Annotated in this window: 25 protein-coding genes; 17 read left to right on the top strand and 8 right to left on the bottom strand. The window is 53.6% G+C overall.

Annotated elements, in window-relative coordinates:
- Nucleotides 1-77 precede the first annotated feature (77 nt).
- Nucleotides 78-1,523 carry a metalloprotease TldD gene (gene tldD, locus KXR87_RS07680; protein ID WP_437431675.1) on the top strand — a complete coding sequence of 482 codons (1,446 nt, stop codon included), beginning with the start codon at nucleotides 78-80 and terminating at the stop codon, nucleotides 1,521-1,523.
- A 469-nt stretch (nucleotides 1,524-1,992) separates the two neighbouring features.
- On the opposite strand, the gene aaeR is transcribed toward tldD, so the two are convergent.
- Entirely contained in the window at nucleotides 1,993-2,916 is a 924-nt protein-coding gene (gene aaeR / locus KXR87_RS07685) for an HTH-type transcriptional activator AaeR (RefSeq protein WP_437431676.1), read from the bottom strand.
- Between the two features lie 177 nt (nucleotides 2,917-3,093).
- Between aaeR and aaeX the strand changes: the two genes are divergently transcribed.
- From aaeX to KXR87_RS07710, 5 genes are all read left to right on the top strand, one after another.
- Nucleotides 3,094-3,297, top strand: a complete 204-nt coding sequence (gene aaeX / locus KXR87_RS07690; RefSeq protein ID WP_437431677.1) for a p-hydroxybenzoic acid efflux pump operon protein AaeX — start codon at nucleotides 3,094-3,096, stop codon at nucleotides 3,295-3,297.
- Nucleotides 3,298-3,304: 7 nt separating this feature from the next.
- On the top strand, nucleotides 3,305-4,237 hold the full coding sequence (gene aaeA / locus KXR87_RS07695; RefSeq protein WP_437431678.1) for a p-hydroxybenzoic acid efflux pump subunit AaeA: 933 nt from the start codon (nucleotides 3,305-3,307) through the stop codon (nucleotides 4,235-4,237).
- A 5-nt stretch (nucleotides 4,238-4,242) separates the two neighbouring features.
- A complete protein-coding gene (aaeB, locus tag KXR87_RS07700; RefSeq protein WP_437431679.1) occupies nucleotides 4,243-6,210 on the top strand; it encodes a p-hydroxybenzoic acid efflux pump subunit AaeB in 1,968 nt (655 codons plus the stop codon).
- Between the two features lie 83 nt (nucleotides 6,211-6,293).
- Nucleotides 6,294-7,748, top strand: a complete 1,455-nt coding sequence (locus KXR87_RS07705; RefSeq protein ID WP_437431680.1) for an NAD-dependent succinate-semialdehyde dehydrogenase — start codon at nucleotides 6,294-6,296, stop codon at nucleotides 7,746-7,748.
- Between the two features lie 44 nt (nucleotides 7,749-7,792).
- Nucleotides 7,793-8,059, top strand: coding sequence for a barstar family protein (locus KXR87_RS07710; RefSeq protein ID WP_437431681.1), 267 nt, complete (start codon nucleotides 7,793-7,795; stop codon nucleotides 8,057-8,059).
- A 63-nt stretch (nucleotides 8,060-8,122) separates the two neighbouring features.
- Here KXR87_RS07710 and yhcN (KXR87_RS07715) read toward each other — a convergent pair whose 3' ends face one another.
- The 3 genes from yhcN (KXR87_RS07715) to argR form a co-directional block, all read right to left on the bottom strand.
- A complete protein-coding gene (yhcN, locus tag KXR87_RS07715; RefSeq protein ID WP_437431682.1) occupies nucleotides 8,123-8,386 on the bottom strand; it encodes a peroxide/acid stress response protein YhcN in 264 nt (87 codons plus the stop codon).
- Nucleotides 8,387-8,499: 113 nt separating this feature from the next.
- On the bottom strand, nucleotides 8,500-8,763 hold the full coding sequence (yhcN, locus tag KXR87_RS07720; protein WP_437431683.1) for a peroxide/acid stress response protein YhcN: 264 nt from the start codon (nucleotides 8,761-8,763) through the stop codon (nucleotides 8,500-8,502).
- Nucleotides 8,764-9,120: 357 nt separating this feature from the next.
- Nucleotides 9,121-9,591 carry a transcriptional regulator ArgR gene (gene argR / locus KXR87_RS07725; RefSeq protein ID WP_437431684.1) on the bottom strand — a complete coding sequence of 157 codons (471 nt, stop codon included), beginning with the start codon at nucleotides 9,589-9,591 and terminating at the stop codon, nucleotides 9,121-9,123.
- A 412-nt stretch (nucleotides 9,592-10,003) separates the two neighbouring features.
- On the opposite strand from argR, the gene mdh reads away from it, so the two are divergent.
- Nucleotides 10,004-10,942 carry a malate dehydrogenase gene (gene mdh, locus KXR87_RS07730; protein WP_437431798.1) on the top strand — a complete coding sequence of 313 codons (939 nt, stop codon included), beginning with the start codon at nucleotides 10,004-10,006 and terminating at the stop codon, nucleotides 10,940-10,942.
- An 83-nt stretch (nucleotides 10,943-11,025) separates the two neighbouring features.
- Here mdh and degS read toward each other — a convergent pair whose 3' ends face one another.
- From degS to zapG, 3 genes are all read right to left on the bottom strand, one after another.
- On the bottom strand, nucleotides 11,026-12,093 hold the full coding sequence (degS, locus tag KXR87_RS07735; protein ID WP_437431685.1) for an outer membrane-stress sensor serine endopeptidase DegS: 1,068 nt from the start codon (nucleotides 12,091-12,093) through the stop codon (nucleotides 11,026-11,028).
- A 91-nt stretch (nucleotides 12,094-12,184) separates the two neighbouring features.
- Nucleotides 12,185-13,552, bottom strand: a complete 1,368-nt coding sequence (gene degQ, locus KXR87_RS07740; RefSeq protein ID WP_437431686.1) for a serine endoprotease DegQ — start codon at nucleotides 13,550-13,552, stop codon at nucleotides 12,185-12,187.
- 172 nt (nucleotides 13,553-13,724) lie between these two features.
- Nucleotides 13,725-14,123: a Z-ring associated protein ZapG gene (zapG, locus tag KXR87_RS07745; protein ID WP_437431687.1), complete on the bottom strand. Its 399-nt coding sequence runs from the start codon at nucleotides 14,121-14,123 to the stop codon at nucleotides 13,725-13,727.
- 189 nt (nucleotides 14,124-14,312) lie between these two features.
- Here zapG and zapE point away from each other — a divergent pair, with 189 nt between their 5' ends.
- The 5 genes from zapE to sspB all read left to right on the top strand — a co-directional run bounded on the left by zapE (nucleotide 14,313) and on the right by sspB (nucleotide 18,022).
- On the top strand, nucleotides 14,313-15,437 hold the full coding sequence (zapE, locus tag KXR87_RS07750; protein ID WP_437431688.1) for a cell division protein ZapE: 1,125 nt from the start codon (nucleotides 14,313-14,315) through the stop codon (nucleotides 15,435-15,437).
- Nucleotides 15,438-15,724: 287 nt separating this feature from the next.
- Nucleotides 15,725-16,153 (top strand): 50S ribosomal protein L13, encoded by a 429-nt coding sequence (gene rplM, locus KXR87_RS07755; protein ID WP_002437467.1) that lies wholly within the window; start codon nucleotides 15,725-15,727, stop codon nucleotides 16,151-16,153.
- 15 nt (nucleotides 16,154-16,168) lie between these two features.
- On the top strand, nucleotides 16,169-16,561 hold the full coding sequence (gene rpsI / locus KXR87_RS07760; protein WP_003860436.1) for a 30S ribosomal protein S9: 393 nt from the start codon (nucleotides 16,169-16,171) through the stop codon (nucleotides 16,559-16,561).
- 312 nt (nucleotides 16,562-16,873) lie between these two features.
- Nucleotides 16,874-17,512, top strand: a complete 639-nt coding sequence (gene sspA / locus KXR87_RS07765; protein WP_437431689.1) for a stringent starvation protein SspA — start codon at nucleotides 16,874-16,876, stop codon at nucleotides 17,510-17,512.
- A 3-nt stretch (nucleotides 17,513-17,515) separates the two neighbouring features.
- Nucleotides 17,516-18,022: a ClpXP protease specificity-enhancing factor gene (gene sspB / locus KXR87_RS07770; RefSeq protein WP_437431690.1), complete on the top strand. Its 507-nt coding sequence runs from the start codon at nucleotides 17,516-17,518 to the stop codon at nucleotides 18,020-18,022.
- A gap of 32 nt (nucleotides 18,023-18,054) precedes the next feature.
- On the opposite strand, the gene KXR87_RS07775 is transcribed toward sspB, so the two are convergent.
- Nucleotides 18,055-18,705 (bottom strand): TetR/AcrR family transcriptional regulator, encoded by a 651-nt coding sequence (locus tag KXR87_RS07775; RefSeq protein ID WP_437431691.1) that lies wholly within the window; start codon nucleotides 18,703-18,705, stop codon nucleotides 18,055-18,057.
- A 165-nt stretch (nucleotides 18,706-18,870) separates the two neighbouring features.
- On the opposite strand from KXR87_RS07775, the gene KXR87_RS07780 reads away from it, so the two are divergent.
- The 5 genes from KXR87_RS07780 to KXR87_RS07800 are packed head-to-tail and all read left to right on the top strand — an operon-like array spanning nucleotide 18,871 to nucleotide 25,028.
- Nucleotides 18,871-19,659: a 3-ketoacyl-ACP reductase gene (locus tag KXR87_RS07780; RefSeq protein WP_437431692.1), complete on the top strand. Its 789-nt coding sequence runs from the start codon at nucleotides 18,871-18,873 to the stop codon at nucleotides 19,657-19,659.
- Nucleotides 19,660-19,674: 15 nt separating this feature from the next.
- Entirely contained in the window at nucleotides 19,675-20,826 is a 1,152-nt protein-coding gene (locus KXR87_RS07785) for a Gfo/Idh/MocA family protein (RefSeq protein ID WP_437431693.1), read from the top strand.
- Nucleotides 20,827-20,835: 9 nt separating this feature from the next.
- Nucleotides 20,836-21,669, top strand: coding sequence for a sugar phosphate isomerase/epimerase family protein (locus KXR87_RS07790; protein ID WP_437431694.1), 834 nt, complete (start codon nucleotides 20,836-20,838; stop codon nucleotides 21,667-21,669).
- A gap of 57 nt (nucleotides 21,670-21,726) precedes the next feature.
- Nucleotides 21,727-22,950 carry an MFS transporter gene (locus KXR87_RS07795; protein WP_437431695.1) on the top strand — a complete coding sequence of 408 codons (1,224 nt, stop codon included), beginning with the start codon at nucleotides 21,727-21,729 and terminating at the stop codon, nucleotides 22,948-22,950.
- Between the two features lie 11 nt (nucleotides 22,951-22,961).
- A complete protein-coding gene (locus KXR87_RS07800) occupies nucleotides 22,962-25,028 on the top strand; it encodes an FAD-binding protein (RefSeq protein WP_437431696.1) in 2,067 nt (688 codons plus the stop codon).
- The last annotated feature ends 50 nt before the right edge of the window (nucleotides 25,029-25,078 follow it).

A 25,078-nucleotide genomic window follows, 5' to 3' on the forward strand; every position in this document is an offset into this window, starting at 1 on the left:
CGGCATCTAAGAATTGCCTCAATCTTCTTATATGACATTTTACTGCCCCACGGGGCGGCAACAACGAGTAGCTAACGATGAGTCTGAACCTGGTAAGTGAACAATTACTGGCAGCAAATGGCCTGAGCCATCAGGATCTGTTTTCCATTCTCGGCCAGCTGACTGAACGTCGACTCGACTATGGCGATCTCTATTTTCAGTCGAGCTATCACGAGTCCTGGGTGTTAGAAGACAGCATCATTAAAGATGGCTCGTATAACATCGATCAGGGTGTTGGCGTGCGCGCCGTGAGCGGAGAAAAAACAGGCTTTGCCTACGCCGATCAAATCAGCTTGCTGGCGCTGGAGCAGAGCGCTCAGGCCGCACGCACCATCGTGCGTGATGCCGGTGACGGGCGTGTGCAGACACTGGGGGCGGTTGAACATAGCGGCCTCTACGCCAGTATTGATCCGTTACAGAGCATGAGCCGTGAAGAGAAGCTGGATATTCTGCGCCGGGTAGACAAGGTCGCTCGTGCGGCGGATAAACGTGTTCAGGAAGTGACCGCCAGTCTGACCGGCGTTTATGAACTGATTCTGGTTGCGGCAACTGACGGTACGCTGGCTGCCGATGTTCGCCCGCTGGTTCGGCTTTCAGTCAGTGTCCAGGTGGAAGAAGAGGGCAAACGCGAACGCGGCTCAAGCGGTGGCGGCGGACGTTTCGGCTACGACTGGTTCCTGAAGGACGAAGAGGGTGATGTGCGCGCCGATGTCTGGGCGAGAGAAGCCGTGCGTATGGCGCTGGTGAATCTTTCTGCGGTGGCCGCGCCTGCCGGTACTATGCCGGTGGTACTGGGTGCCGGTTGGCCTGGCGTGCTGCTGCATGAAGCGGTTGGACACGGGTTGGAAGGGGATTTTAACCGCCGCGGCACCTCTGTTTTCAGTGGTCAAATGGGCCAGTTGGTCGCCTCAGAACTTTGTACCATCGTGGACGATGGCACCATGGCCGATCGCCGTGGTTCCGTGTCTATTGATGATGAAGGCACGCCGGGCCAGTACAACACCTTGATTGAAAATGGCATTCTCAAAGGCTATATGCAGGATAAGTTAAACGCGCGTCTGATGGGCGTTGCGCCGACCGGTAACGGGCGTCGTGAATCTTATGCTCATCTGCCGATGCCGCGTATGACCAACACTTATATGCTGGCGGGTAAATCGACGCCGCAAGAGATTATCGAATCCGTTGAGTTTGGTATTTTTGCTCCCAACTTTGGCGGAGGCCAGGTGGATATCACTTCCGGCAAATTCGTCTTCTCTACCTCCGAGGCTTACCTCATCGAGAACGGCAAAGTCACCAAACCGGTGAAAGGGGCAACCCTGATCGGTTCCGGTATTGAAGCGATGCAACAGGTATCGATGGTAGGTAACGATCTGAAGCTGGATAAAGGTGTAGGCGTCTGCGGTAAAGAGGGCCAGAGCCTGCCGGTGGGCGTCGGTCAGCCGACGCTGAAAGTCGATAACCTGACCGTCGGTGGTACTGCCTGATTTTCGTTTTACATGCCCTCACCCTGTAGGCTGAGGGAGCCCCCACAAATTAATATGAGCACGGAAAGTCCCCTCTTTGGAGAGAGGGTGAGGGTGAGGGGGAACATGCGGCGCTGAGGGGTATTCCGTTCACCTTATGTTCCTTGCTTTTCTGTAGTGCCAGAACCCGTGAACGTGCCAGGGCGGTTCGCCGCCACCGCCCTGGCGACCCGGGCTCCCGGCCAGGAAAATCGCCGCTGACGCGGTCCACGCAGCTTCTCCTTCAGGCTTATCGGGGACGGGCGAAGGAAACGTCCCTGTAAAGTCGCCCTCGCCGCGCATCCCTGCGCGTCGCCCCGGCCTTACGGATACGCTTCGTCGATTTTCAGCCGGACCCTGTCATCGCTTTAACTGTTGTGTTCTCATTGCGCAGTGTTATCGCTGTAATACGTAATATTACTGGGGATTCCTCAGCCTGTAGGTGAGGGCATTACAGCCCACGCCCCTGCATTCCCTGATACAGCTTCGCCACCTCCACAAAATACTCCGTCAGATAGTTTATACAGACCTGTACCTTCAGCGGCAGCTTGTCCTTTTCAGTATAAAGCGCCCATACCGGACGTGGATCGGACTGGTAGCGGGTGAAAAGGATCTCAAGATTGCTTTTATTGATCTCTTCGATCACCCACATCAGCGGCACGTAGGCGATCCCTGCACCGGCAATCAGCCAGCGTGAAAGCGTCATGGGATCGTTGGTGACAAATCTCCCCTGCGGGATCAATCGCGTTGAGATGCCTTCCGGCGCAATCAGCTCAAATTCATTATCCGGGCGCACGCTGTATTCCAGCCATGAATGATTCACCAGATCGGCCGGTTTTTCAGGCACGCCATAGTGCGCCAGATAGCTTTTGGCCGCGCAGACGACCATCGGCATCGCCCCCAGCCGACGGGAAAAGAGGCTGGAGTCCTGCAATGCGCCCACGCGAATGACCACGTCCAGGCCATCGGCAATGAGATCCGGCGCCGGAATGCCTGTCACCAGGTTTATGGAAAGGCCGGGGTACTCTTTCAGCATCTCGGCGGTCATGTTGGCGAGAACATTTTGTGCCATGGTTGAAGAACAACCGATACGTAACGTCCCGATAGGGGTGTTATTAAACGCGTACAGTTGTTCGTGGACATCCTGCACTTCAAAGAGCATCCGCCGACAGCCCTGATAGTAAATTTTTCCGGCTTCGGTCAGACCCAGGCTACGTGTGCTGCGGTTTAGCAGCTTAACCTGCAGCTCATCTTCCAGCTTAGCAACCGTCTGGCTGATGGAGGAGACGCTCATCTGGAGCTGGCGTGCAGCGGCCGTAAAGGAGCCTTGCTCCACCACTTTGGCAAACACCGACATGCGTTTTAATCGTTCCATTATTCACTCTGGCTTAAAAGTGATTTAGATCACATTATATAGATAACAGCATAACAGTTACGTTAATATACTATTCGCTGAATAATTAACGTATCGCTCTCGCCTGGCCTGCTCACTGCTCCGTAGCGGTACGGATAAGAAATATTGTCGCCTGCATTCTCTCTAATCAAGGTCAACATGAGTCTGTTTCCCGTTATCGTGGTGTTCGGTCTGTCGTTCCCACCGATTTTTTTCGAATTGCTTTTGTCACTGGCGATCTTCTGGCTGGTGCGCCGCATGCTAATCCCGACCGGGATTTATGATTTTGTCTGGCATCCGGCGCTGTTTAATACCGCGCTTTACTGCTGCTTGTTTTATCTGCTGTCGCGTCTGTTTGCTTGAGGTAGAAGTGAAAACACTAACAAGAAATCTCTCTCGTACTGCGATTACCGTTGTGCTGGTCATCCTGGCGTTCATCGCTATTTTCCGCGCCTGGGTTTACTACACCGAATCTCCCTGGACCCGTGATGCCCGCTTTAGCGCCGATGTGGTGGCGATCGCGCCTGACGTGGCGGGATTGATCACCGCGGTCAATGTTCATGATAACCAACTGGTTAAAGCAAACCAGGTACTCTTTACTATCGATCAGCCTCGTTATCAGAAAGCGCTGGAAGAGGCCGAAGCAGACGTCTCTTACTACCAGGCGCTGGCAAGTGAAAAGCGTCGGGAAGCAGGGCGCCGTAATCAACTGGGCGTTCAGGCTATGTCCCGCGAAGAGATTGACCAGGCCAACAACGTACTGCAGACCGTGTTGCATCAACTGGCGAAAGCGCAGGCGACCCGCGACCTGGCGAAGCTTGATCTTGAGCGTACCGTAATACGCGCTCCGGCAGATGGCTGGGTGACTAACCTGAACGTGTATGCCGGAGAGTTCATCACCCGTGGTTCGACGGCGGTGGCGCTGGTCAAACAGAATTCATTCTACGTGCTGGCCTACCTGGAAGAGACCAAACTGGAAGGCGTGCGTCCAGGCTACCGGGCTGAGATAACACCGCTTGGCAGCAATCATGTGCTGAAAGGCACCGTCGATAGCGTAGCGGCCGGGGTGACCAATGCCAGTAGCAGTAGCGACAGTAAAGGCATGGCGACCATTGACTCCAACCTGGAGTGGGTTCGTCTGGCCCAACGCGTGCCGGTGCGTATTCATCTTGATGAGCAGCAGGGGAATCTGTGGCCTGCGGGCACAACCGCCACGGTAGTCGTCACCGGCCCGAATGATCGTGATGAAAGCCATGATTCGTTCTTCCGCAAGCTGGCGCATCGTCTGCGGGAAATGGGTTAATTACGATGGGCCTGTTTTCCATTGCCACCCAGCATATTCGTTTCGCTTTAAAGCTGGCCTGCGCCATCGTACTGGCACTATTTGTAGGATTTCATTTCCAGCTGGAAACACCGCGCTGGGCAGTGCTCACGGCGGCTATTGTGGCGGCAGGTCCGGCCTTTGCCGCAGGGGGTGAGCCCTGGTCGGGGGCTATCCGTTATCGCGGGATGTTGCGAATTATCGGTACCTTTATCGGTTGTATTGCCGGACTCGTCATTATCATGGCAATGATTCGGGCGCCGTTACTGATGCTGGTGGTCTGCTGTATCTGGGCGGGATTCTGTACCTGGCTCTCCTCGCTGGTGCGTGTGGAAAACTCCTACGCCTGGGGGCTGGCCGGTTATACCGCTCTTATCATCGTGATCACTATTCAAACCGAGCCGCTGCTGACGCCACAGTTTGCCGTTGAGCGGTGCAGCGAAATTGTTATCGGGATTGTTTGTGCCATCGTGGCCGATCTTCTTTTTTCACCGCGCTCCATTAAGAAAGAGATAGACCGCGAGCTGGACAGCCTGCTGGTGGCGCAATATCAACTGATGCAGCTTTGCATCCGGCACGGTGAGCCCGAGGATGTCGATAAAGCATGGGGCGCGCTGGTTCGTCGGACGGCAGCGCTGGAGGGCATGCGCAGCAACCTGAAGATTGAATCTTCACGCTGGGGCAAGGCCAACCGCCGTCTGGAGGCGATTAACACTCTCTCACTGACGCTGATAACGCAGGCGTGTGAAACCTATCTTATTCAGAACACCCGCCCGGAGCTGATTACCGGCACGTTTCGGGAGCTGTTTGATACGCCTGTCGACACTATTCAGGACATTCATAAACAGCTAAAACGGATGCGTCGCGTCATTGTCTGGACAGGTGAGCGTGATACGCCGGTAACCATTTACAGCTGGGTAGGAACGGCGACGCGCTATCTGCTGCTCAAGCGCGGCGTCACCAGTAACACCAAAATCAGCGCCACAGAAGATGAGGTGCTGCGCCGTGAAGTGGTGATAAAACCCGCGTCGGCGGAGCGCCACCACGCCATGATTAACTTCTGGCGTACTACGCTCTCCTGTGTGCTGGGCACTTTGTTCTGGCTGTGGAGCGGCTGGACATCCGGTAGTGGAACCATGGTAATGATTGCCGTGGTGACCTCGCTGGCAATGCGTCTGCCCAATCCTAAAATGGTCGCGATTGATTTTCTCTTAGGGACGCTGGTGGCGTTGCCGCTTGGTGCGCTTTACTTCCTGGTTATCATCCCCTCTACGCAACAGAGCATGCTGTTGTTATGTATCAGCCTGGCGGTGCTGGCATTCTTTATTGGTATCGAAGTGCAAAAACGGCGGCTGGGCTCGCTCGGCGCGCTGGCGAGCACCATTAATATTATCGTGCTGGATAACCCGATGACCTTCCACTTCAGCCAGTTTCTTGACAGCGCGCTTGGGCAAATTGTGGGATGTGGCCTGGCGCTGCTGGTTATCCTGCTGGTGCGCGATAATTCGCAGGCTCGCACCGGGCGCATGCTGCTCAACCAGTTTGTGCTTGCGGCTGTGTCAGCCATGACCACCAATACTGCCCGGCGCAAAGAAAACCATCTTCCCGCCCTATACCAGCAACTGTTTCTGTTGCTGAATAAATTCCCGGGCGATCTGGCGAAGTTCCGGCTGGCGCTGACGCTGATTATTGCCCATCAACGTCTGCGGGATGCGCCGATACCTGTTAATGACGATCTTTCTGCTTTTCATCGGCAGCTACGACGCACGGCAGATCAAATTATTTATGCCGGCAGCGACAGTAAGCGGCGGCGCTATTTTTCTCAGCTCCTTGCAGAGTTAGACGTTTATCAGGAAAAACTGCATTACTGGGATGCCCCACCGCAGGTGACGGACCCCGTCCAGCGGCTCACCGGGATGCTGCATAAATATCAGCACGCGCTGACCACCCGTTAAACCTGAAACCGACGCGAAAAGCGTCGGTTTTTTTATGGCTATACTTTATGGGAGCTTTTGTAAAACACCGTTCAGGAGGACAAATGACTACGCAGGCATTGCAGGACAGTGAACTGTTTCAGACGGGCTATCTGGTGGATGGCGTCTGGAAAACACTGGATACGACATTTGACGTCTACAATCCGGCGACGGGTGAAGTGATAGCAAAAGTGGCGAAAGCGGGGAAAAAAGAGACGGAAGACGCTATCGCGGCGGCCAGCAAAGCCTTCCCCGGCTGGCGTGCTAAAACCGCCAAAGAACGCTCTACTATTCTTTATCGCTGGTACGAACTGCTTATCGAAAACAAGAGCTGGCTGGGCCGGCTGATGACCACCGAGCAGGGCAAGCCGTTGAAAGAGGCGGAGGGCGAAGTGGAGTATGCCGCCAGCTTTATTCAGTGGTTTGCTGAGCAGGCAAAACGTGCCAACGGTGAAATCATTCCTCCCGCCAAACCCGGCTCGCGTATTTATGCGACACGGGAACCGATCGGCGTCGTGGCGGCGATAACGCCCTGGAACTTCCCGATGGCGATGCTTACCCGCAAACTGGGGCCCGCGCTGGCGGCGGGTTGCACGGGCGTCATCAAGCCAGCCAATAATACCCCTCTTAGCGCATTTGCCCTACTGGCCCTCGCGAAGAAAGCTGGCGTGCCGGATGGCGTGCTGAATGCGGTTGCCGGGACAACGTCTGAAATCAGCGATGCCATTATGGCCAGTCAGGAGGTGCGTAAAATCTCCTTCACCGGTTCCACTGCGGTAGGTAAAACGCTGGTTCGTAACGCCGCCGACACCATGAAAAAGGTGTCAATGGAGCTGGGGGGAAATGCCCCTTATATCGTGTTTGAGGATGCGGATATTGATGCAGCGGTCAAAGGTGCCATTGCCAATAAATTCCGCAATGCCGGGCAGGTGTGCGTGAGCGTTAACCGCTTCTACATTCATGAGTCGGTGTATGAGACCTTCACGCAGAAACTGGCCAGCGAGGTAAACGCGCTCAACGTCGGCAATGGCCTTGATGACGGTGTGGTGGTCGGCCCGCTTATTGAAGCTTCTGCGGTGGATAAGGTTCGGGAACATGTTGAAGACGCCGTCGCGCATGGCGCTAAAGTGCTGGCGGGGGGGAAAGCGCATGAGCGGGGAGGCAACTTCTGGCAGCCTACGGTGCTGGGTAATTGCAGCGAAGGAATGAAACTTGCGAAAGAAGAGACCTTTGGTCCGGTCGCCGCCTGTTTCCGTTTTACCTCTGAAGATGAGGTCATCCAGCGCGCTAATGCTACGCCCTTTGGGCTGGCTGCCTATTTCTATACTCAGAATCTGTCGCGGGTCTTCCGGGTATCTCAGGCATTAGAGAGCGGTATGATTGGCATCAATGAGTGCGCTGTCTCGACGGAACTTGCCCCGTTTGGCGGGGTAAAAGAGTCGGGTCTGGGGCGCGAAGGGTCGGTACTGGGACTGGAAGAGTTCATGGAAGTCAAAACCCTGCATATCGGGGGATTATAAGCGTACGGGGCGGTATCACCGCCCCTTTGGCAGGATGGCGGATAATGAATATCTACACCTTTGATTTTGACGAAATAGATGACCAGACGGCGTTTTTTCGTGACTTTTCCCGCCAGCTATCTCTTGAGGGTAACGAGGTCAGTGATTTGGATTCACTCTGGAACACTGTGACAAACGGGTTACCCTTGCCGGTGGAAATCGAGTTTATCCATCTGCCCGAGAAATTACGCCGACGTTTTGGGGCGTTGATTCTGTTGTTTGATGAGGCAGAAGAGGAGCTGGAAGGACAGTTGCGTTTCAATATTCGTTGACCGACAGGCATAAAAAAGCCCCTGTCATGCAGGGGCAAGTCGTAGGACATTTACGACGAGGGTTTATTTATACAGTTCAGCTGTGGCGTGCCAGGTGTCGCCTTCCTGCAATTCGGTTACGCGATAGCTGGAAGCGCCTGCCCGATCGGCTTTAGCTGACAGTTGCTCACGGATGCTCATGGGTGAACTGGCCGTCTGGGAGATGGAGACACTGCCCATCGGCTGAAGATTTTGTGCCTGGTCGGCGGAGATCTGCGTTGCGGCGCTGGCACCGAATGAGAGCAGAGAAGCCAGACCAAGGGTAGCGATGATAGTGTTACGTTTCATATTCTTTCTCCTTAAATCCCAACGGCGAGAAGGGTTAAACTGCTATTTTTATGCCTGTGCCGTTGAGCGATCTTTCTTAAAGGTACGTTGGTATAGCGGTGCGTCGGTACAGCTTATTTATAGAGTTCAGCCGTGGCATGCCAGTTGTCACCGGTGCGGGCTTCAATGATGCGGTAAGCTGAGGCACCCTGTTGTTCCGCTTTTTTGTTCAGCTCGGCACGCATATCCATGGGTGAAGAGCTAATCCCACCGACGGAAATGGTTCCCATAGACTCGCGATTCTGCGCTTGCCCGGCACCAATGGAGTCAGCGGCAAAGGCGCCAAAAGAGAGAACGGAAAGAACGCTGAGTGCTGCTACAGTAGATTTGATATTCATGATATTTGCCTCGTCACATTTTCTTTTGGAGAGTCTTATTTCGTGACCCTCATCACAAAATCAAGTATACACTAATCACCCGAAAAATTAATACCAGACTAATTATTTCCAATGTAAGTAAGTGGTAAGGAAACGGTTTTTTATATCAAATAATGTATAAAAATGACTTTTTACGCCGTTAAAAACCAATAAAATCATTAGGATATTAGGATTTGATTTTTTGTGCGGAATGATAGATTTGGTGAATGTGATGTAGCGTAAAATCGCACAATGTGTCAAAAAAATGGCAGGGTGATGACAAAACAGCGATGAACAAGAGGAGCCCCTCGCAGGGGACGAGGGGAGAGAAGTGCCGTGTCAGAGCTCTTGTTCGAATAAAACGAGGATAGCTTCGTAAAGCTCTTTTACCGTAAAACCATTGGCTGGGGTGGTGAAAATGGTGTCGTCCCCTGCAATGGTGCCCAGAATTCCCTCTGCTTTGCCCAGAGAATCCAGCAGACGCGCAATAAGCTGCGCCGCGCCAGGGCTGGTATGAATGACCACAACGGCAGAGTTGTAATCAATGTCCAGCACCAGGTTTTTCAGCGGGCTGGAGGTGGTAGGGACGCCGAGTTCTGCCGGCAGGCAGTACACCATCTCCATTTTGGCGTTGCGTGTCCGTACTGCACCAAATTTGGTGAGCATCCGGGAGACTTTGGATTGATTGATATTGTCAAAACCTTGCTCCTGCAACGCTGAAACAATTTCTCCCTGAGAGCTGAATTTCTCTTCTTTAAGTAGGGCCTTAAAGGCTTTAACTAATTCTTCTTGTTTTGCCGAGCTTCGCATAAGTCACCCGTATCAGGTCGTGAAAACTACATTATTATGCATATGGATGAATTTTTATGCAAATAATCTACCGTGGAAAGATCTAAAATACTGTTATTTAAGAGACAATTATTAATTTCTCTGCACTGCAAGGGATGGGATTTGCTTGTGTCATATGTCGCAAATTTAAGCAAAAGTAAAATAAATGTTATGCATTTGGTGTTATTTTGATGGTTGGCGAGTCTATATTGTAAACACTCAGTGGTAATCGCTGAGTTTGTTTGTCAGTCGATCGGAAAAGCCCATTATAATATTTTAAAAGCGTGCCGTGCCGCAGAATTTTGGTTTGCATGATGCCATAATTATCAGGGTGAATTAAGGTCGCCGCAACGGAGTAACGAAATATTTAGCTAACCATAATAAGGAGTTTATGATGAAAGTTGCAGTCCTCGGCGCAGCTGGTGGCATTGGCCAGGCGTTAGCTCTACTACTGAAAACTCAACTGCCTTCAGGTTCAGAACTCACTCTGTATGATATCGCTCCTGTCACCCCTGGAGTCGCTGTTGACCTCAGCCATATTCCTACCGCGGTGAAGATTGAAGGTTTTTCCGGTGAAGATGCAACGCCAGCCCTCCAGGGTGCAGACGTTGTCCTTATCTCAGCTGGCGTGGCCCGCAAGCCCGGTATGGACCGGTCCGATCTTTTTAACGTCAATGCCGGCATCGTGAAAAATCTGATAGCCCAGGTCGCGACAACCTGTCCGAAAGCCTGTATTGGGATCATTACTAACCCGGTCAATACCACCGTTGCCATCGCAGCAGAAGTGCTGAAAAAAGCGGGTGTGTATGACAAGAATAAGCTGTTTGGGGTCACTACCCTGGACATCATCCGTTCCAATACGTTTGTTGCTGAGCTTAAAGGTAAGCAGCCGACGGATATCGAGGTCCCCGTTGTGGGGGGGCATTCAGGTGTGACTATCCTGCCTTTACTGTCGCAAATCCCGGGCGTGAGCTTCTCTGCGCAGGAAATTGCCGATCTGACAAAACGTATTCAGAATGCCGGCACCGAAGTGGTGGAAGCGAAAGCGGGTGGCGGCTCGGCAACGCTGTCTATGGGGCAGGCGGCAGCACGTTTTGGTCTGTCGCTGGTAAGGGCGTTGCAGGGTGAGCAAGGCGTGGTGGAGTGTGCTTACGTTGAAGGTGACGGGCAGCATGCGCGTTTCTTCTCTCAACCGCTGCTGTTGGGCAAAAATGGTATTGAAGAACGCAAGGCAATAGGCTCATTGAGCGAGTTCGAACAGCAGGCACTGGAAGGGATGCTGGATACGCTGAAAAAAGATATCCAGTTGGGTGAAGACTTCGTTAACAAATAATGACTGCAGCCACCTGGTGTGCCGCTTGCCATCAGGGGTAAGCACAAAAACCGGAGCCGCATGCGCTCCGGTTTTTTTATGCATTAGCTGGTCGCCGGATATTCCTGAATGGTGACCTGCAATTTGAGCTTTTTATCTTCCCGCATGACTTCAACCGGAATTTCTGAACCCGGACGTATCTCTGCAACCTGATCCATGGTTTCCAGCGCGGAAATCGCCGGTTTACCATTTACCGAGACAATAACGTCATTCACCTGAATCCCTGCCTGCGCGGCGGGGCCATCCGGTGCCACCTCATTAACCACGATGCCCTGGATCTGATCGATAGCGCCACCCTGAGCATGCATTGGGGCTATCTCTCTTCCGCCAATCCCAATGTAGCCACGGATCACGCGCCCATCGCGGATAAGCTTATCCATAATCTTCGTGGCAAGCTGGAAGGGGATGGCAAAACCAATCCCTTCCGGCGTTTCACCGTCGTTACTCTTATCAAAAGAGAGCGTATTGATTCCCATCAACTCACCCAACGAGTTGACCAGCGCCCCCCCTGAGTTGCCATGGTTGATCGAGGCATCGGTCTGCAGAAAATTCTGGCGGCCAGAGGGATTCAACCCGATTCGGCCTGTCGCACTGATAATGCCTTGCGTGATGGTCTGCCCAAGGTTGTAGGGGTTGCCAATAGCCAGTACGACATCACCAATGTGCGGGATGCGTTGCGTATTAATCGGTATCACCGGCAGGCCGCTGGGAGCATTGATTTTTAAAACGGCAATATCGGTAAGGGTGTCCGACCCGACCAGCAGGGCTTCAAACACCCGGCCATCCTGCAAGGCGACAATAATCTGGTCAGCATCATTGATGACATGCTTGTTGGTAACAATGTACCCGCGCTGATCCATGATGACCCCTGAACCCAGGGTACGTATCTCAAGACGATTGTGCGAAGCGTTATTCAGACCCCGGTTGTAAACGTAGACTACCGCAGGTGCGGCGCGACGCACTGCCGCATTGTAGCTGGCGGGTGTCTCACCTGAGCTATCAAACTGCGGTGTCGATAACATGATTTTTTGACGTAACGAGGGGACGGCGGCGAGGATCAGGCCACCGACAATCAAACCGATTACTACCGAGCGTAAGAACTTCAAAAACATGATGCGGGCGTCGTTGTTAAGGGATCGGCAGCAGCATAGCATGAGTTATCCGGACATCACATGCAGCGGTGATGTCCGGGATCGCATTTGCTTAACGTAGCAATAAATAAAGCGTTTCGTTGCCGCGAATGATTTGTAACGCGATGATGCCGGGTTTGGTTTCCAGTACTTTTCGCATTTCTGCGATAGATTGCACCCGGATACGGTTAATGCCGATTATCACATCATCTTTATGTAAACCGGACTGGGCTGCGGCGCTGCTCTTCTCAACGTTTTCAATCGTGATGCCTTTAGTGCCATCTTTGAGCTGACCATCACTAAGGGAGGCGCCCTCAAGTGCGGGTGAAATCAGCTCTGCGCTGGCCGACGAAGAGGTGCTTTTGTCCAGCGTAACTTCCACATCCAGTGGCTTACCTTCCCGCAACAGGCCCAGTTTGACTTTGGTCCCCGGCTCAGTTGTCGCGATTCGGGAACGCAGTTCTGCAAAGCTATTCAGAGGCTTGCCGTTAAGGCTCACAATGACGTCACCGGATTTGATGCCCGCCTTCGCTGAACCCGAATTGGGCAGCACTTCGCTCACAAAGGCACCGCGCTGGACATTGAGATTAAAGGCTTTGGCGATGTCCGCACTCATCTCGGTGCCTTTAATACCCAACAACCCACGTTTGATCTCACCAAACTGGATTAATTGCTGAGAGAGGGTCTGTGCCATATTGCTGGGGATAGCAAATCCTATACCTACGCTACCGCCGCCCGGGGCAAGAATGGCAGTATTAATACCAATCAGTTCACCATTAAGATTCAGAAGTGCACCGCCGGAGTTTCCCCGGTTGATGGAAGCATCGGTCTGGATGAAGTTTTCCAGCCCCTCAAGGTTTAACCCGCTTCGTCCCAGCGCCGAGACGATGCCGGATGTGGCGGTCTGCCCAAGGCCAAAGGGGTTACCCACGGCGACAACAAAATCGCCCACGCGCAGTTTGTCTGAGTCGGCGATAGCAATCTGCGTAAGGTTAGTTGGATTCTGTAACTGCAGCAGGGCTATGTCACTCTGATCATCACCACCAATAAGCTTTGCTTCAAATTCACGCCCGTCATTAAGCTGCACATTAATTTTTTGTGCTTCATTGATAACGTGATTGTTCGTCAGTACGTAACCTTTCGCCGCGTCGATGATGACCCCTGACCCCAGACCTTCAAAAGGTTGAGCCTGTTGATCGGGCAACGCTTCACCGAAAAATTTCTTTAACTCCTCAGGGACTTTTTGCCCCTGAACCGCCGTACCTTCCACCTGCACGCTGACCACCGCAGGCAGTACTTTCTCCAGCACAGGCGCAAGGCTTGGCAGCGCCCCCTGGCCTGGAACCTCTGACGGCATTGCCGCCACGGCCGGGAAGGGTGCCGAGAGAGATAACCCGACACTTAACGCTAACGCACTCAACAGCAGGGTTTGTTTCTTCATTGATGCTGGCTCTCGTAACCTAAAGTGAAAGGGGGAAAACGACGTTAAACAGGTTGATGTTATTGAAATTTCAACCTGGTAACAATGCGGATATGCCTAAATAATAGCTGGGTTTATTAAGACAGGACGGGCGCAACATGTGCGCCCGTTAAAAATGCAGGATAAAAGAGGATTATTTACGGGTCGCGCCACCACGCAGTAAACCCGAAGCCCCTTCGGAGTAATCACGCGGGATTTGCACCGGGGCCTGATCGTTACCGGCTTCAGACTCTGCCAGACGGTTACGGAACGGGTTTTCTTCAGCGGACATCTCTGGCAACAGGCTGCTGGAGCTTTTCGCCATGTGCTGATAGAGCTGACGATAATCATCCGCCATGTTATCCAGTAGCTCTGCGCTGCGCGCGAAGTGGCTCACGAGCTCTTCACGGTACTCTTCAAGCTCAGCTTTGTTCTTTTCCAGCTCGTATTGCAAAGCCTGCTGCTGACGTAATTTCCGGTTTCCAAAACGCATGGCCACGGCACCAATTATGATACCGACAACTAACCCAATTAGCGCGTATTCCCAGGTCATGTACTTCTCCCATTGTCTTATGATTCCGTAGGGTGGTGGCTGCAAGCGCCTTGCCCACGCCTGATTATGCCACTATAACCGCTAATCGCGCAGAAGTGGAATCCCGGCGCGGCATCGCGTAGGGTAGAGCGACCTTTTTTTGGTCAACCCTGTGGGCAGGATCGATTTTCAAGGAACAACTTTAACGATATGCAGAGTCTTTCCCCAACATCGCGTTATATCAATGCCCTGAACGAGGGTAGCCATCAACCGGATGATGTGCAAAAAGAGGCTGTCACCCGGCTGGATGAAATTTATCAACAGATTGTGACTAAAACAGCGGTCGCGCCGGAACCTGGTGGTTTATTGGCAAAATTTGGCAAGCTACTGGGTAAACGTGAACCTGTTATGCACGCGCCGGTGCGCGGGTTATATATGTGGGGTGGGGTCGGGCGTGGTAAAACCTGGCTGATGGATCTCTTTTACCACAGCCTGCCAGGAACGCGTAAACAGCGGCTTCATTTTCACCGTTTTATGCTGCGTGTGCATGAAGAACTTTCAGAATTACAAGGGCATAGCGATCCGCTGGAGAGTATTGCCGATCGCTTTAAAGCCGAAACGGATGTGCTCTGTTTTGATGAGTTTTTTGTATCAGATATCACGGATGCCATGCTGCTGGGCGGCCTGATGAAAGCGCTGTTTGCCCGTGGTATCACTCTGGTGGCGACGTCAAACATTCCTCCTGACGAACTTTATCGTAACGGTTTGCAACGGGCGCGTTTTTTGCCGGCCATTGACGCAATTAAACAGCATTGCGACATCATGAATGTGGATGCCGGCGTTGATTATCGTCTGCGCACTCTGACGCAGGCGCATCTGTGGCTTTCACCGCTCAATGACGACACCACCCAACATATGGATACGCTCTGGCAGGCCCTGGCGGGAACGCCGCGCGGGGAGGCTCCCACGCTGGATATTAACCATCGACCTCTGGCGACATTGGGTGTCGAAAATCAGACGCTGGCCGTCTCTTTTACCACCCTGTGCGTAGAGGCTCGCAGTCAGCATGACTATATTGCCCTCTCTCGCCTGTTCCATACGGTGATGCTGTTTGATGTCCCTGTGATAACGGCGCGAATGGAAAATGAAGCGCGCCGATTTATCGCTCTGGTTGATGAATTTTATGAGCGCCACGTGAAACTGGTCGTCAGCGCACAAGTGTCATTACATGAGATTTACCAGGGCGAGCAGCTTAAATTTGAGTTTCAGCGCTGCTTATCGCGTTTGCAGGAGATGCAAAGTGAGGAGTACCTCAAGCTTCAGCATATGCCATAACTGCCACGCTCTCTTTGGGGAGAGCCGCAGCGGCTGAGGCACCAGGCCGCCCTCCTTGCCTGGCGTAAAAACCCGCTTCGAATCACAATTAGGGGTCGATCTTTGACCCCGACTTCTCTATAATCTTGCGACCCCACGTTACGAGAAGGTTTTTTTCCCGAAACTTTCTAGTGTCGGCATTGGCTATTCGAAGGGGTAGGTTTGCCGGACTTTGTCGTGTGAACCTCAACTGACTAAACGTTTGGGTGTTCACCAACGTGTAACTTATTTATTTGGGTAAGCTTTTAATGAAAACTTTTACAGCTAAACCAGAAACCGTAAAACGCGACTGGTATGTTGTTGACGCGACCGGTAAAACTCTGGGCCGTCTGGCTACCGAACTGGCTCGTCGCCTGCGCGGTAAGCACAAAGCGGAATACACTCCGCACGTTGATACTGGTGATTACATTATCGTTCTGAACGCAGAAAAAGTTGCTGTAACCGGTAACAAGCGTTCTGACAAAATGTACTACCACCACACCGGCCACATCGGTGGTATCAAAGAAGCGACCTTTGAAGAGATGATTGCCCGCCGTCCTGAGCGTGTGATTGAAATCGCGGTTAAAGGCATGCTGCCAAAAGGCCCGCTGGGTCGTGCTATGTACCGTAAACTGAAAGTTTACGCGGGTAACGAGCACAACCACGCGGCACAGCAACCGCAAGTTCTGGACATTTAATCGGGATTATAGGCAATGGCTGAAAATCAATACTACGGCACTGGTCGCCGCAAAAGTTCCGCAGCTCGCGTTTTCATCAAACCGGGCAGTGGCAAAATCGTTATCAACCAACGTTCTCTGGAACAGTACTTCGGTCGTGAAACTGCCCGCATGGTAGTTCGTCAGCCGCTGGAACTGGTCGACATGGTTGAGAAACTGGATCTGTACATCACTGTTAAAGGTGGTGGTATCTCTGGTCAGGCTGGTGCGATCCGTCACGGTATCACCCGCGCTCTGATGGAGTACGACGAGTCTCTGCGTTCTGAACTGCGTAAAGCTGGCTTCGTCACTCGTGACGCTCGTCAGGTTGAACGTAAGAAAGTCGGCCTGCGTAAAGCACGTCGTCGTCCGCAGTTCTCCAAACGTTAATTTGTTCTGCGCAGGCAGAGCGATTGGCGCAAAAACCCGGTTTATGCCGGGTTTTTTTATGGATAAAAATCACGTTATCCACAGTAACGAGTTGATTCCCTCTTCTTTTTCAGCATTTCCGGAATCCCCTCACCACAAAGCCTTCAAAATCTGGTAAACTATCATCCAATTTTCTGCCCAAATGCCTGGGATTGTTCATTTTTTGTTTGATTTTTGAACGAGAGTGACGGTGCGCGTGGGTAGGTAACTAACATCTGGCCAGTCGCAGTAGGGCTGGTAGCAGTAAAATTCTGAATATACCTGGAGGTTTTCATGGCTGTCGCTGCCAACAAACGTTCGGTAATGACGCTGTTTTCTGGTCCTGTTGATATCTATAGCCATCAGGTCCGTATCGTGCTGGCCGAAAAAGGTGTCAGCTTCGAAATTGAACACGTGGAAAAGGATAATCCTCCGCAGGATCTGATTGACCTCAACCCGAATCAAAGCGTACCGACTTTAGTCGATCGTGAACTCACTCTGTGGGAATCACGCATTATCATGGAATACCTGGATGAGCGTTTCCCGCATCCACCTTTAATGCCGGTTTACCCGGTAGCCCGTGGCGAAAGCCGTCTCTACATGCACCGTATCGAGAAAGACTGGTACTCCTTGATGGAAGTCATCAAGAATACCAGCGGTGCGCAGGCTGATAACGCCCGTCGCCAGCTGCGTGAAGAACTGATGCAGATTGCCCCGGTGTTTGGTCAGAAGCCTTATTTCCTGAGTGATGAATTCAGCCTCGTGGATTGCTATCTGGCACCGTTGCTGTGGCGTTTACCGGTTCTGGGTATCGAATTGAGCGGTGCAGGTTCTAAAGAGCTGAAAGGGTATATGACACGCGTATTTGAGCGTGACTCCTTCCTCGCCTCTTTAACTGAACCAGAGCGCGAGATGCGCCTTGGCCGGGGTTAACTGATGGACTTGTCGCAACTGACACCGCGTCGTCCTTATCTGCTACGCGCATTTTACGAGTGGCTGCTGGACAACCAGCTCACGCCGCATCTGGTCGTGGACGTCACCTTACCTGAGGTGCGCGTGCCGATGGAGTATGCGCGTGACGGGCAAATCGTTCTCAACATTGCGCCACGCGCAGTCGGTAATCTTGAGCTGGCCAACGACGAAGTGCGCTTTAACGCGCGCTTTGGCGGCGTTCCGCGTCAGGTTTCCGTCCCGCTTGCTGCGGTACTGGCGATTTATGCGCGAGAAAACGGTGCCGGTACGATGTTTGAGCCGGAAGTTGCCTACGACGAAGACGTGGTCAGCCTTAACGATGAAAACGATGCCACGCTCTCTGAAGACGAGGCGGTAACATCGGTAATGTCAGTGATTGATGGTGATAAACCCGATCACGAAGACAACAACGATCCTGATGATGATCCCCCACCCCGTGGTGGACGCCCTTCGTTACGCGTCGTGAAGTAAAATCCAGGCAGGGCCAGCAGGCCCTGCTTTTTTTATGCCTGCGCGCCTGGCATCAGCCAGCAGGCAATGGTCTCCCGCATCACCTTCCTTCGGACCGCCAGTGCTTCCGGTCGTTTCAAATCCTGCTGATAAATAATCGATAGCGTTGACTGGTTAATAAGATAGAAAAATCCCAGTGCCGACATAGTGATATTAAGCTGCATCGCGTCAATTCCGGGCCTGATCGTGCCATCTTCCTGCCCGCGATCGAGAATACGTTGGGTGATCGCAAGCCAGGTGCTGTTAATCGGCACGATGGTATCCACCTCTTTGAGGTGGCGAGCTTTCAGCTGGTTCTCGCTGTTAAGCAGCTGAATAAATTCCGGATTTTCGAGGTAGTAATGCCAGGTAAAATCCATCAATTCGAGTACCGCATCGCGGGCCGGCAAATGATCCAGCTCCAGTGCCGCCTCTTTGGTACGAATATCCTGATATGCCGCCTGTAAAACATGGGTAAAGAGGGTGTCTTTGTTGTCGAAATAGTAATAGATCAGCTGCTTGTTCACTTTTGCCGTGGCAGCAATCTGATCAATCCTCGCGCCATCGAAACCCTTTTCGGCAAACTCCTTCTTCGCCGCGTTCAGGATCAGGCATTTTGTGAGATCAGGATCATGTCTGCGCTTTGTTCTTGATTCCCCTTTCATAGAATCTCCATTCAATTTCTTGTTTTAATTGTAGTTTTAAATAAATCAACCATCTGGTTGATTTTGCGAAGTCGATCATGATTTTAATTTTTGACTCTTCCTATACTGATTTGGCAGTTTCAACTGATTAGTTGAAATCCATCGTTCTCAGCAGGGAGTATCCACATGATCCATTCGCAGCGTCCGGTAGCACTGGTAACAGGCTCGACACGGGGAATTGGTAAAGCCTGTGCGCTCGCGCTGGCCAGAGCCGGGTTTCATGTCGCCATCAACGGACGTGATACCGAAGAAGGCCGTGCCCGGCAACAAGCCATGGTAGCGGAATTAGAGGGATTTGGCATTGAAGCACTGGCACTGCCAGGCGATGTGGCCGACTTACCCCTTCAGCAGCCTATGTTTGACAAGGTGTTAGCCCGCTGGGGACGGCTGGATTGCGTTGTTAATAACGCCGGAACTGCGGCGAAGCAGCGCGGCGACCTGCTGGAGGTGACGCCAGAGAATTATCAGTATTGTCAGGATGTTAACACCACGTCCATGTTCTTTTTCTGCCAGAAGGCAGCGCGTGCCATGCTGCAACAGGGGGAACTGAACGGGCAGCACCGCTCTATTATTAACATCACTTCCTGTAGCGCCCATAGCCTGTCGATATCGCGTGGGGAATATTGCGTATCAAAAGCGGCGGCAAGCATGGTGACGCAACTGTTCGCGCTACGTCTGGCTGAAGAGGGGGTGGGCGTATACGAACTGCGCCCCGGCATTATCGCCACCGACATGACCAGCGGCGTAAAACCTAAATATGACCAGCTTATTAATGACGGCCTGGTACCCATGAAGCGCTGGGGTCAGCCGGAAGATATCGCGACTGTCGTTGATGCACTGGCAGGCGGCAAACTCCCCTTCACGGTCGGCCAGATTATTGATGTGGACGGCGGCCTGAACAAATCCCACTTTTAATCACGAGGCACAGCAATGGCTACCATTTCCGTTGGCATTATCATGCATGGTGTAACTGGCCGGATGGGTAAAAATCAGCACCTGATCCGTTCGATCGTCGCGATTCGCGAGCAGGGGGGCGTGCTGCTGGCAAACGGCGATCGTTTGCTGCCGGATCCCATCCTGATTGGTCGTAATGAGGAAAAAATTGCCGCGCTGGCACAACAGACCGGCATTACCCGCTGGGGCACCGACCTTGATGCAGCGCTTGCCAATCCCAACGACACTATTTTCTTCGACGCGGCGACCACCCAGGCGCGCCCCACATTGCTGAAAAAGGCGATTGCCGCCGGGAAACATATCTATTGCGAAAAGCCGGTGGCGGTCAGCCTGTCCGAAGCGATGGAGCTTTACCACTATGCGGAACAGCAGGGGGTATGCCACGGCGTGGTGCAGGACAAACTCTGGTTGCCGGGGCTGCGCAAACTGCAGATGCTCAATCAGGCGGGCTTTTTTGGGCAGGTGCTGTCGGTGCGCGGTGAGTTTGGCTACTGGGTATTTGAAGGGGATTTGCAGCCCACCCAGCGTCCGTCCTGGAATTACCGCCAGGAAGATGGCGGCGGCATCATCCTCGACATGATTTGCCACTGGCGCTACGTCGTCGATAACCTGTTTGGTGAAATCAAGAGTATCAGTTGCCTGGGCGCAACCCACATTCCTGAACGTTTTGACGAGCAGGGCAACGCTTATAAAGCCACCGCCGATGACGCAGCCTACGCCACCTTTGAACTGAAAAACGGCACCATTGTGCAGATTAACAGCTCTTGGTGCGTACGCGTGCGCCGTGACGATCTGGTGACCTTCCAGGTGGATGGCGTAAACGGTTCTGCGGTGGCGGGCCTCACCGACTGCCTGACGCAATCCCGCGTCAATACCCCGAAACCGGTCTGGAACCCCGATGTTCGCCAGACGCATAACTTCTATGAAGACTGGTCGCCGGTGCCGGATACCACGACTTACGACAATGCTTTCAAAGTGCAGTGGGAGCTTTTCCTGCGCCACGTGCATGGAGAGGGTGATTTCCGCTGGAACCTGCTTGAAGGGGCGAAAGGCGTGCAACTGGTTGAGCTTGCCCTGCAGAGCTGGAAAGAGCGTCGCTGGGTTGATGTTCCATCGCTGGTGCGTTGAGGAGGCGTTATGCAACAACCGGATCCACGGCGTTTATCGCTGAACACGGCTACCGTCCGCCAGCAATGGACGCTGGATAAGATTATCGAGGGTTGCGCCCGCCATGAAATTCGTGGCATCTCGCCCTGGCGCGATCAGGTGCAGGCGCTCGGGCTTAAGCGTACCGCTGAGCTTATCCGCACAAATGAACTCACCGTCAGCGGCTACTGCCGTGGCGGGATGTTCCCCGGTATCGACGAGGCGGCAAGGCGTGCGGCCGACGACGACAACCGACGGGCCGTTGATGAAGCGCTGGCCGTTAACGCTGCCTGTCTGGTACTGGTGGTTGGAGGGCTGCCGGGCGGGTCAAAAGATCTCGCCGGCGCACGCAGTCAGGTGCGCGACGGGTTGGGACGCTTACTGGAATATTCGCGCAGCGCGGGAATGCCGCTGGCCATTGAGCCGTTGCACCCGATGTATGCTGCCGATCGTGCCTGTATAAACACGCTGGAACAGGCAAACGATCTTTGCGATGAGCTGGGAGAGAACGGGCTCGGCATGGCGGTCGATCTCTACCACACCTGGTGGGATCCCAAATTTTTCCAGCAAATTAGCCGCGCCGGTCGCAAACGGATCCTCGGATTTCATATTTGCGACTGGCTGGTGCCAACCAATCATCTGCTGCTCGATCGCGGCATGATGGGCGATGGTGTGATTGATATACGTGCCGCCCGTCAGGCCGTCGAAGCGCTCGGCTACGACGGGGCGCATGAGGTGGAAATTTTCTCTGAACATAACTGGTGGCAGCGCGACCCGGATACGGTGCTGGCTACCTGCAAAGCGCGTCATATGACGCATTGTTAATCAGATTTTGGCTGTATCTGATGTCTCGTCAGTCTTACCAGGTTAGTCGAGGGAAATATGAATACAGATACAAAAAAGATGATACTGGTGTCGGTTCTCTGCGGGCTGGGCTACATGATGTACTCCGTGGATCGCATGACCGTCTCCTCTGCAATCGGCCTCATCGCAACAGATTTCGGGCTGGGTAAAGGCCAGTCCGGCATTCTGATGAGTTCGTTCTTCTACGGTTTTATCGGTTTTCTTTTCCTGTCAGGCATTATCGCCGACAAGCTCAGCGGTAAACCGGTGCTGATTTTAGGCCTGGTCATGTTCTCCGTGGCCACCATGCTTACCGGGATTGCCGGAAGCCTGACGTCGCTGATTTTTTATCGTGTGATGACCGGCATCGGGGAAGGGGTGTTCTGGCCTGCCGCCTCGCTGGAGGTGGCGAACGTCACCACTGAAAAACAACGCACCACCGTAATGTCCCTCTACTGGATGGGCTACCCCATCGGCGGCTTTTTTGGCACCTGGCTCGGAGCGGTTCTCGGCCCGGAATATGGCTGGCGCGTGGTGTTTTATGTTGCCGGGGGGCTGGGTATCCTGGTCGCTATTGCCTACGCGATGCTGGTGAAGTCTGAACCGAAAAAAGCAGTCGCCGTTGCGAAACACGAGAAAGTGCCGTTGAAGCAATTGTTTAAAAACCAATCCGTCATGCTGATGGCGTTTTACTACTTCCTGCTGCTGAGCGGCTGGTGGATTGTACTGCTCTGGGCACCGACATTCCTGATGAATGTTAAACAGCTCACTATCGGCACCGCAGGAACGATTGCCAGTCTGCTGGGGTTAACAGGGGCATTGGGCGGCTTTTTGCTGGGCCGCATTTGCGATGGCGGCGATTTTTCCCGTAAACGCAGCATCCTGATAGGCATCACGGTGGCCAGTAGCCTGTTGATGGCGGCAATGGTGTTACAGCTGCCCGTTTTTGCGGTGGTTATCCTGGTTCTGCTGCTTGGCCTGCTGGGTTATCCCGTCACGCCGCTGGTGCTCTCATTTACCGCAGAACTGGTGCCACCGCAGCTGCGCGGTTCAGCCATTGGCTTTGTGATGAATGTCGGCATGACCGCAGGGGGGATCTCGCCGGTACTGGCCGGATATTTTGCCGACAAATACTCCATGTCAGCGGTGTGGTTTGTGGCGGCCTGCGTCATGGTGGTGAGCTCGGTGTTACTGCTGGGCGTACGTAAAGCACCTAAGCCTGTCAAAGAGATGGGCATGTCCGGGCTGTCATCACGTATTTAAGGAAGGAAAACATGGCAATAACGATCCCGCAGTCAATCCTGGAAAATCTGACCAACGTGACCATGCCGCGCCATGTTTTACAGGCGGAGCCGCAGCAGCGCATTGAGATTGATGGATTTCGCATTCCGGTTTATGAGAGCGATGCGCTGGTGGTCGGTAGCGGTGCGGCCGGGCTACGTGCCGCTGTAGAACTGAAACGCAGAAAAATGGATGTGCTGGTGGCGACACAGACCTTATTCTGGGGCACCTCAGCCTGTTCCGGATCGGATAAACAGACGCTGCACACCGCCTCAACCAGTTTCAGAGGTGACAATTTCACGGCGCTTGCTACTGCCATTGGCGCGGGCGGGGCGATGGATGCGGACACGGCCTATGTCGAATCGGTGGGGTCGGTGGAGGCCTTTATCGGCCTGAAGAGCATCGGACTGCCGTTGCCGGAGGACAAATATGGCGCGGTATTGCGTTATCAGACGGATCACGATGAGGTGGGACGAGCCACCAGCTGTGGCCCACGCACCTCAAGACTAATGGTTAAAGTTCTGGCAGAAGAGGCGGTACTGCTGGGCGTGCCCTTTGTTGACCATGCTACGGCGGTCAGGCTACTGACAGAAGGAGAGGGTGAGCAGCGACGGGTGGCGGGGATCCTCGCCATTGTCAAAGGGGCAAGAGCGGAGGATAACCCGTGGGGGCTGTGCCTGATGCGTAGTCCGACCGTGGTGCTCGCGGCAGGTGGCCCCGGGGAGCTCTTCAGGGACAGCGTCTACCCGAAACGCTGCTTTGGTTCACTCGGACTGGCGCTGGAGGCCGGGATTGCCACCGTCAATCTGACGGAGCATCAGTTTGGCATTGGTACCCGTCGCGACGAGTTTCCCTGGAATCTCTCCGGCACTTACGTGCAGAGCATGCCCTACATCTACTCTATGGATGCGCACGGACAGGAGCACAATTTCCTTGCACGGTACTACCGCACCACCCGCGAGCTGGCCTCAAACATTTTCCGTAAAGGATATCAGTGGCCCATTCACGCCACGCGTATGCTGGACTTTGGCTCAAGCCTGGTGGATCTGGCGATTTATAACGAATCTCAGGCCGGGCGAACCATTCTGATGGATTTCAACCGCAACCCGTTGCCGGTGCCGGGCGATGAGCCTTTTGCCATTGGCAATCTGGATGAAGATGTTTATCACTACCTGCGCAACAACGATGCCTGCCTTGAATTGCCCATCGCACGTCTGCAGCGCATGAATCCGCTGGCTATCGAGCTTTATAAGCATCACGGGCACGATCTCACCACCCAGCCGCTGCCTTTTAACGTCAACCATCAGCATATGAATGGCGGTATCGCGGTGGATGTCTGGGGGCAATCATCGCTCAACGGCTGCTACGCGGTGGGGGAAGCGGCGGGAACGCATGGCGTGACGCGCCCCGGCGGGGCCGCACTGAATGCCGGGCAGGTGTTTGGTTTGCGCTGTGCAAAGCATATTGCAGCGACGCCGCGCAGCCCATCAACGGCTTTATTCGAAACACAAACGGCAGCACTGCTGCGCCAGATCCAGCAGGACAGTAGCCATCCTCAGGCGTTATCCATCAACGATGTGCGCGCTGAAATTCAGCAGCGCATGAGTGAGCGGGCCGGGTTTATCTGTGATGCAGCACGTGTGCCGGGGGCGCGTCAGGCCGCCCATCGTCTGAATCAGCGTATTGCCCAAAGTGGCATCGCCATCACGCACCCCCATCAGGCAGCGTTCAGTTTGCAATGGCGTCACATGGCGCTGGCATCAGAGGCACTGCTCGTGGCGCTGGAGGTTTATATTGCCAACGGCGGCGGCAGCCGGGGAGCGCGCATGCTGTGTTCGTCGCAGGGGGATGTGGTACCGCAAACCCGTGAGGGCGAGCTGTCTGCCTTTCGTTTTCTGTCGGAGAAGCCTGAACACCGGCAGGAACAATTGCAGGTCGTCTGGCGGCATGGCGAATTCCAGGTAGAGACCAAGCCGCTACGCACGCTCGACGATCTTTCAGCCATTTTCTTTGAGAAAAACTGGCCGGCGTTTCTCACGGATGAGATCTATCGGAGCTAAGCGTGGAAGCGGGATGCTTCAGGAAGCGACGGGAGAGAAAAGAGGGCTGT

Origin of the sequence: Yokenella regensburgei, assembly GCF_051486985.1 — a bacterium.
Classification (GTDB): domain Bacteria; phylum Pseudomonadota; class Gammaproteobacteria; order Enterobacterales; family Enterobacteriaceae; genus CBFFRJ01.

Bases quoted from the DNA above. Each gene is read 5' to 3' on its own strand.
- tldD (WP_437431675.1), top strand. From the start codon at position 78: ATGAGTCTGAACCTGGTAAGTGAACAATTACTGGCAGCAAATGGCCTG.
- aaeR (WP_437431676.1), bottom strand. From the start codon at position 2,916: ATGGAACGATTAAAACGCATGTCGGTGTTTGCCAAAGTGGTGGAGCAA.
- aaeX (WP_437431677.1), top strand. From the start codon at position 3,094: ATGAGTCTGTTTCCCGTTATCGTGGTGTTCGGTCTGTCGTTCCCACCG.
- aaeB (WP_437431679.1), top strand. From the start codon at position 4,243: ATGGGCCTGTTTTCCATTGCCACCCAGCATATTCGTTTCGCTTTAAAG.
- KXR87_RS07705 (WP_437431680.1), top strand. From the start codon at position 6,294: ATGACTACGCAGGCATTGCAGGACAGTGAACTGTTTCAGACGGGCTAT.
- KXR87_RS07710 (WP_437431681.1), top strand. From the start codon at position 7,793: ATGAATATCTACACCTTTGATTTTGACGAAATAGATGACCAGACGGCG.
- yhcN (WP_437431682.1), bottom strand. From the start codon at position 8,386: ATGAAACGTAACACTATCATCGCTACCCTTGGTCTGGCTTCTCTGCTC.
- yhcN (WP_437431683.1), bottom strand. From the start codon at position 8,763: ATGAATATCAAATCTACTGTAGCAGCACTCAGCGTTCTTTCCGTTCTC.
- argR (WP_437431684.1), bottom strand. From the start codon at position 9,591: ATGCGAAGCTCGGCAAAACAAGAAGAATTAGTTAAAGCCTTTAAGGCC.
- mdh (WP_437431798.1), top strand. From the start codon at position 10,004: ATGAAAGTTGCAGTCCTCGGCGCAGCTGGTGGCATTGGCCAGGCGTTA.
- degS (WP_437431685.1), bottom strand. From the start codon at position 12,093: ATGTTTTTGAAGTTCTTACGCTCGGTAGTAATCGGTTTGATTGTCGGT.
- degQ (WP_437431686.1), bottom strand. From the start codon at position 13,552: ATGAAGAAACAAACCCTGCTGTTGAGTGCGTTAGCGTTAAGTGTCGGG.
- zapG (WP_437431687.1), bottom strand. From the start codon at position 14,123: ATGACCTGGGAATACGCGCTAATTGGGTTAGTTGTCGGTATCATAATT.
- zapE (WP_437431688.1), top strand. From the start codon at position 14,313: ATGCAGAGTCTTTCCCCAACATCGCGTTATATCAATGCCCTGAACGAG.
- rplM (WP_002437467.1), top strand. From the start codon at position 15,725: ATGAAAACTTTTACAGCTAAACCAGAAACCGTAAAACGCGACTGGTAT.
- rpsI (WP_003860436.1), top strand. From the start codon at position 16,169: ATGGCTGAAAATCAATACTACGGCACTGGTCGCCGCAAAAGTTCCGCA.
- sspA (WP_437431689.1), top strand. From the start codon at position 16,874: ATGGCTGTCGCTGCCAACAAACGTTCGGTAATGACGCTGTTTTCTGGT.
- sspB (WP_437431690.1), top strand. From the start codon at position 17,516: ATGGACTTGTCGCAACTGACACCGCGTCGTCCTTATCTGCTACGCGCA.
- KXR87_RS07775 (WP_437431691.1), bottom strand. From the start codon at position 18,705: ATGAAAGGGGAATCAAGAACAAAGCGCAGACATGATCCTGATCTCACA.
- KXR87_RS07780 (WP_437431692.1), top strand. From the start codon at position 18,871: ATGATCCATTCGCAGCGTCCGGTAGCACTGGTAACAGGCTCGACACGG.
- KXR87_RS07785 (WP_437431693.1), top strand. From the start codon at position 19,675: ATGGCTACCATTTCCGTTGGCATTATCATGCATGGTGTAACTGGCCGG.
- KXR87_RS07790 (WP_437431694.1), top strand. From the start codon at position 20,836: ATGCAACAACCGGATCCACGGCGTTTATCGCTGAACACGGCTACCGTC.
- KXR87_RS07795 (WP_437431695.1), top strand. From the start codon at position 21,727: ATGAATACAGATACAAAAAAGATGATACTGGTGTCGGTTCTCTGCGGG.
- KXR87_RS07800 (WP_437431696.1), top strand. From the start codon at position 22,962: ATGGCAATAACGATCCCGCAGTCAATCCTGGAAAATCTGACCAACGTG.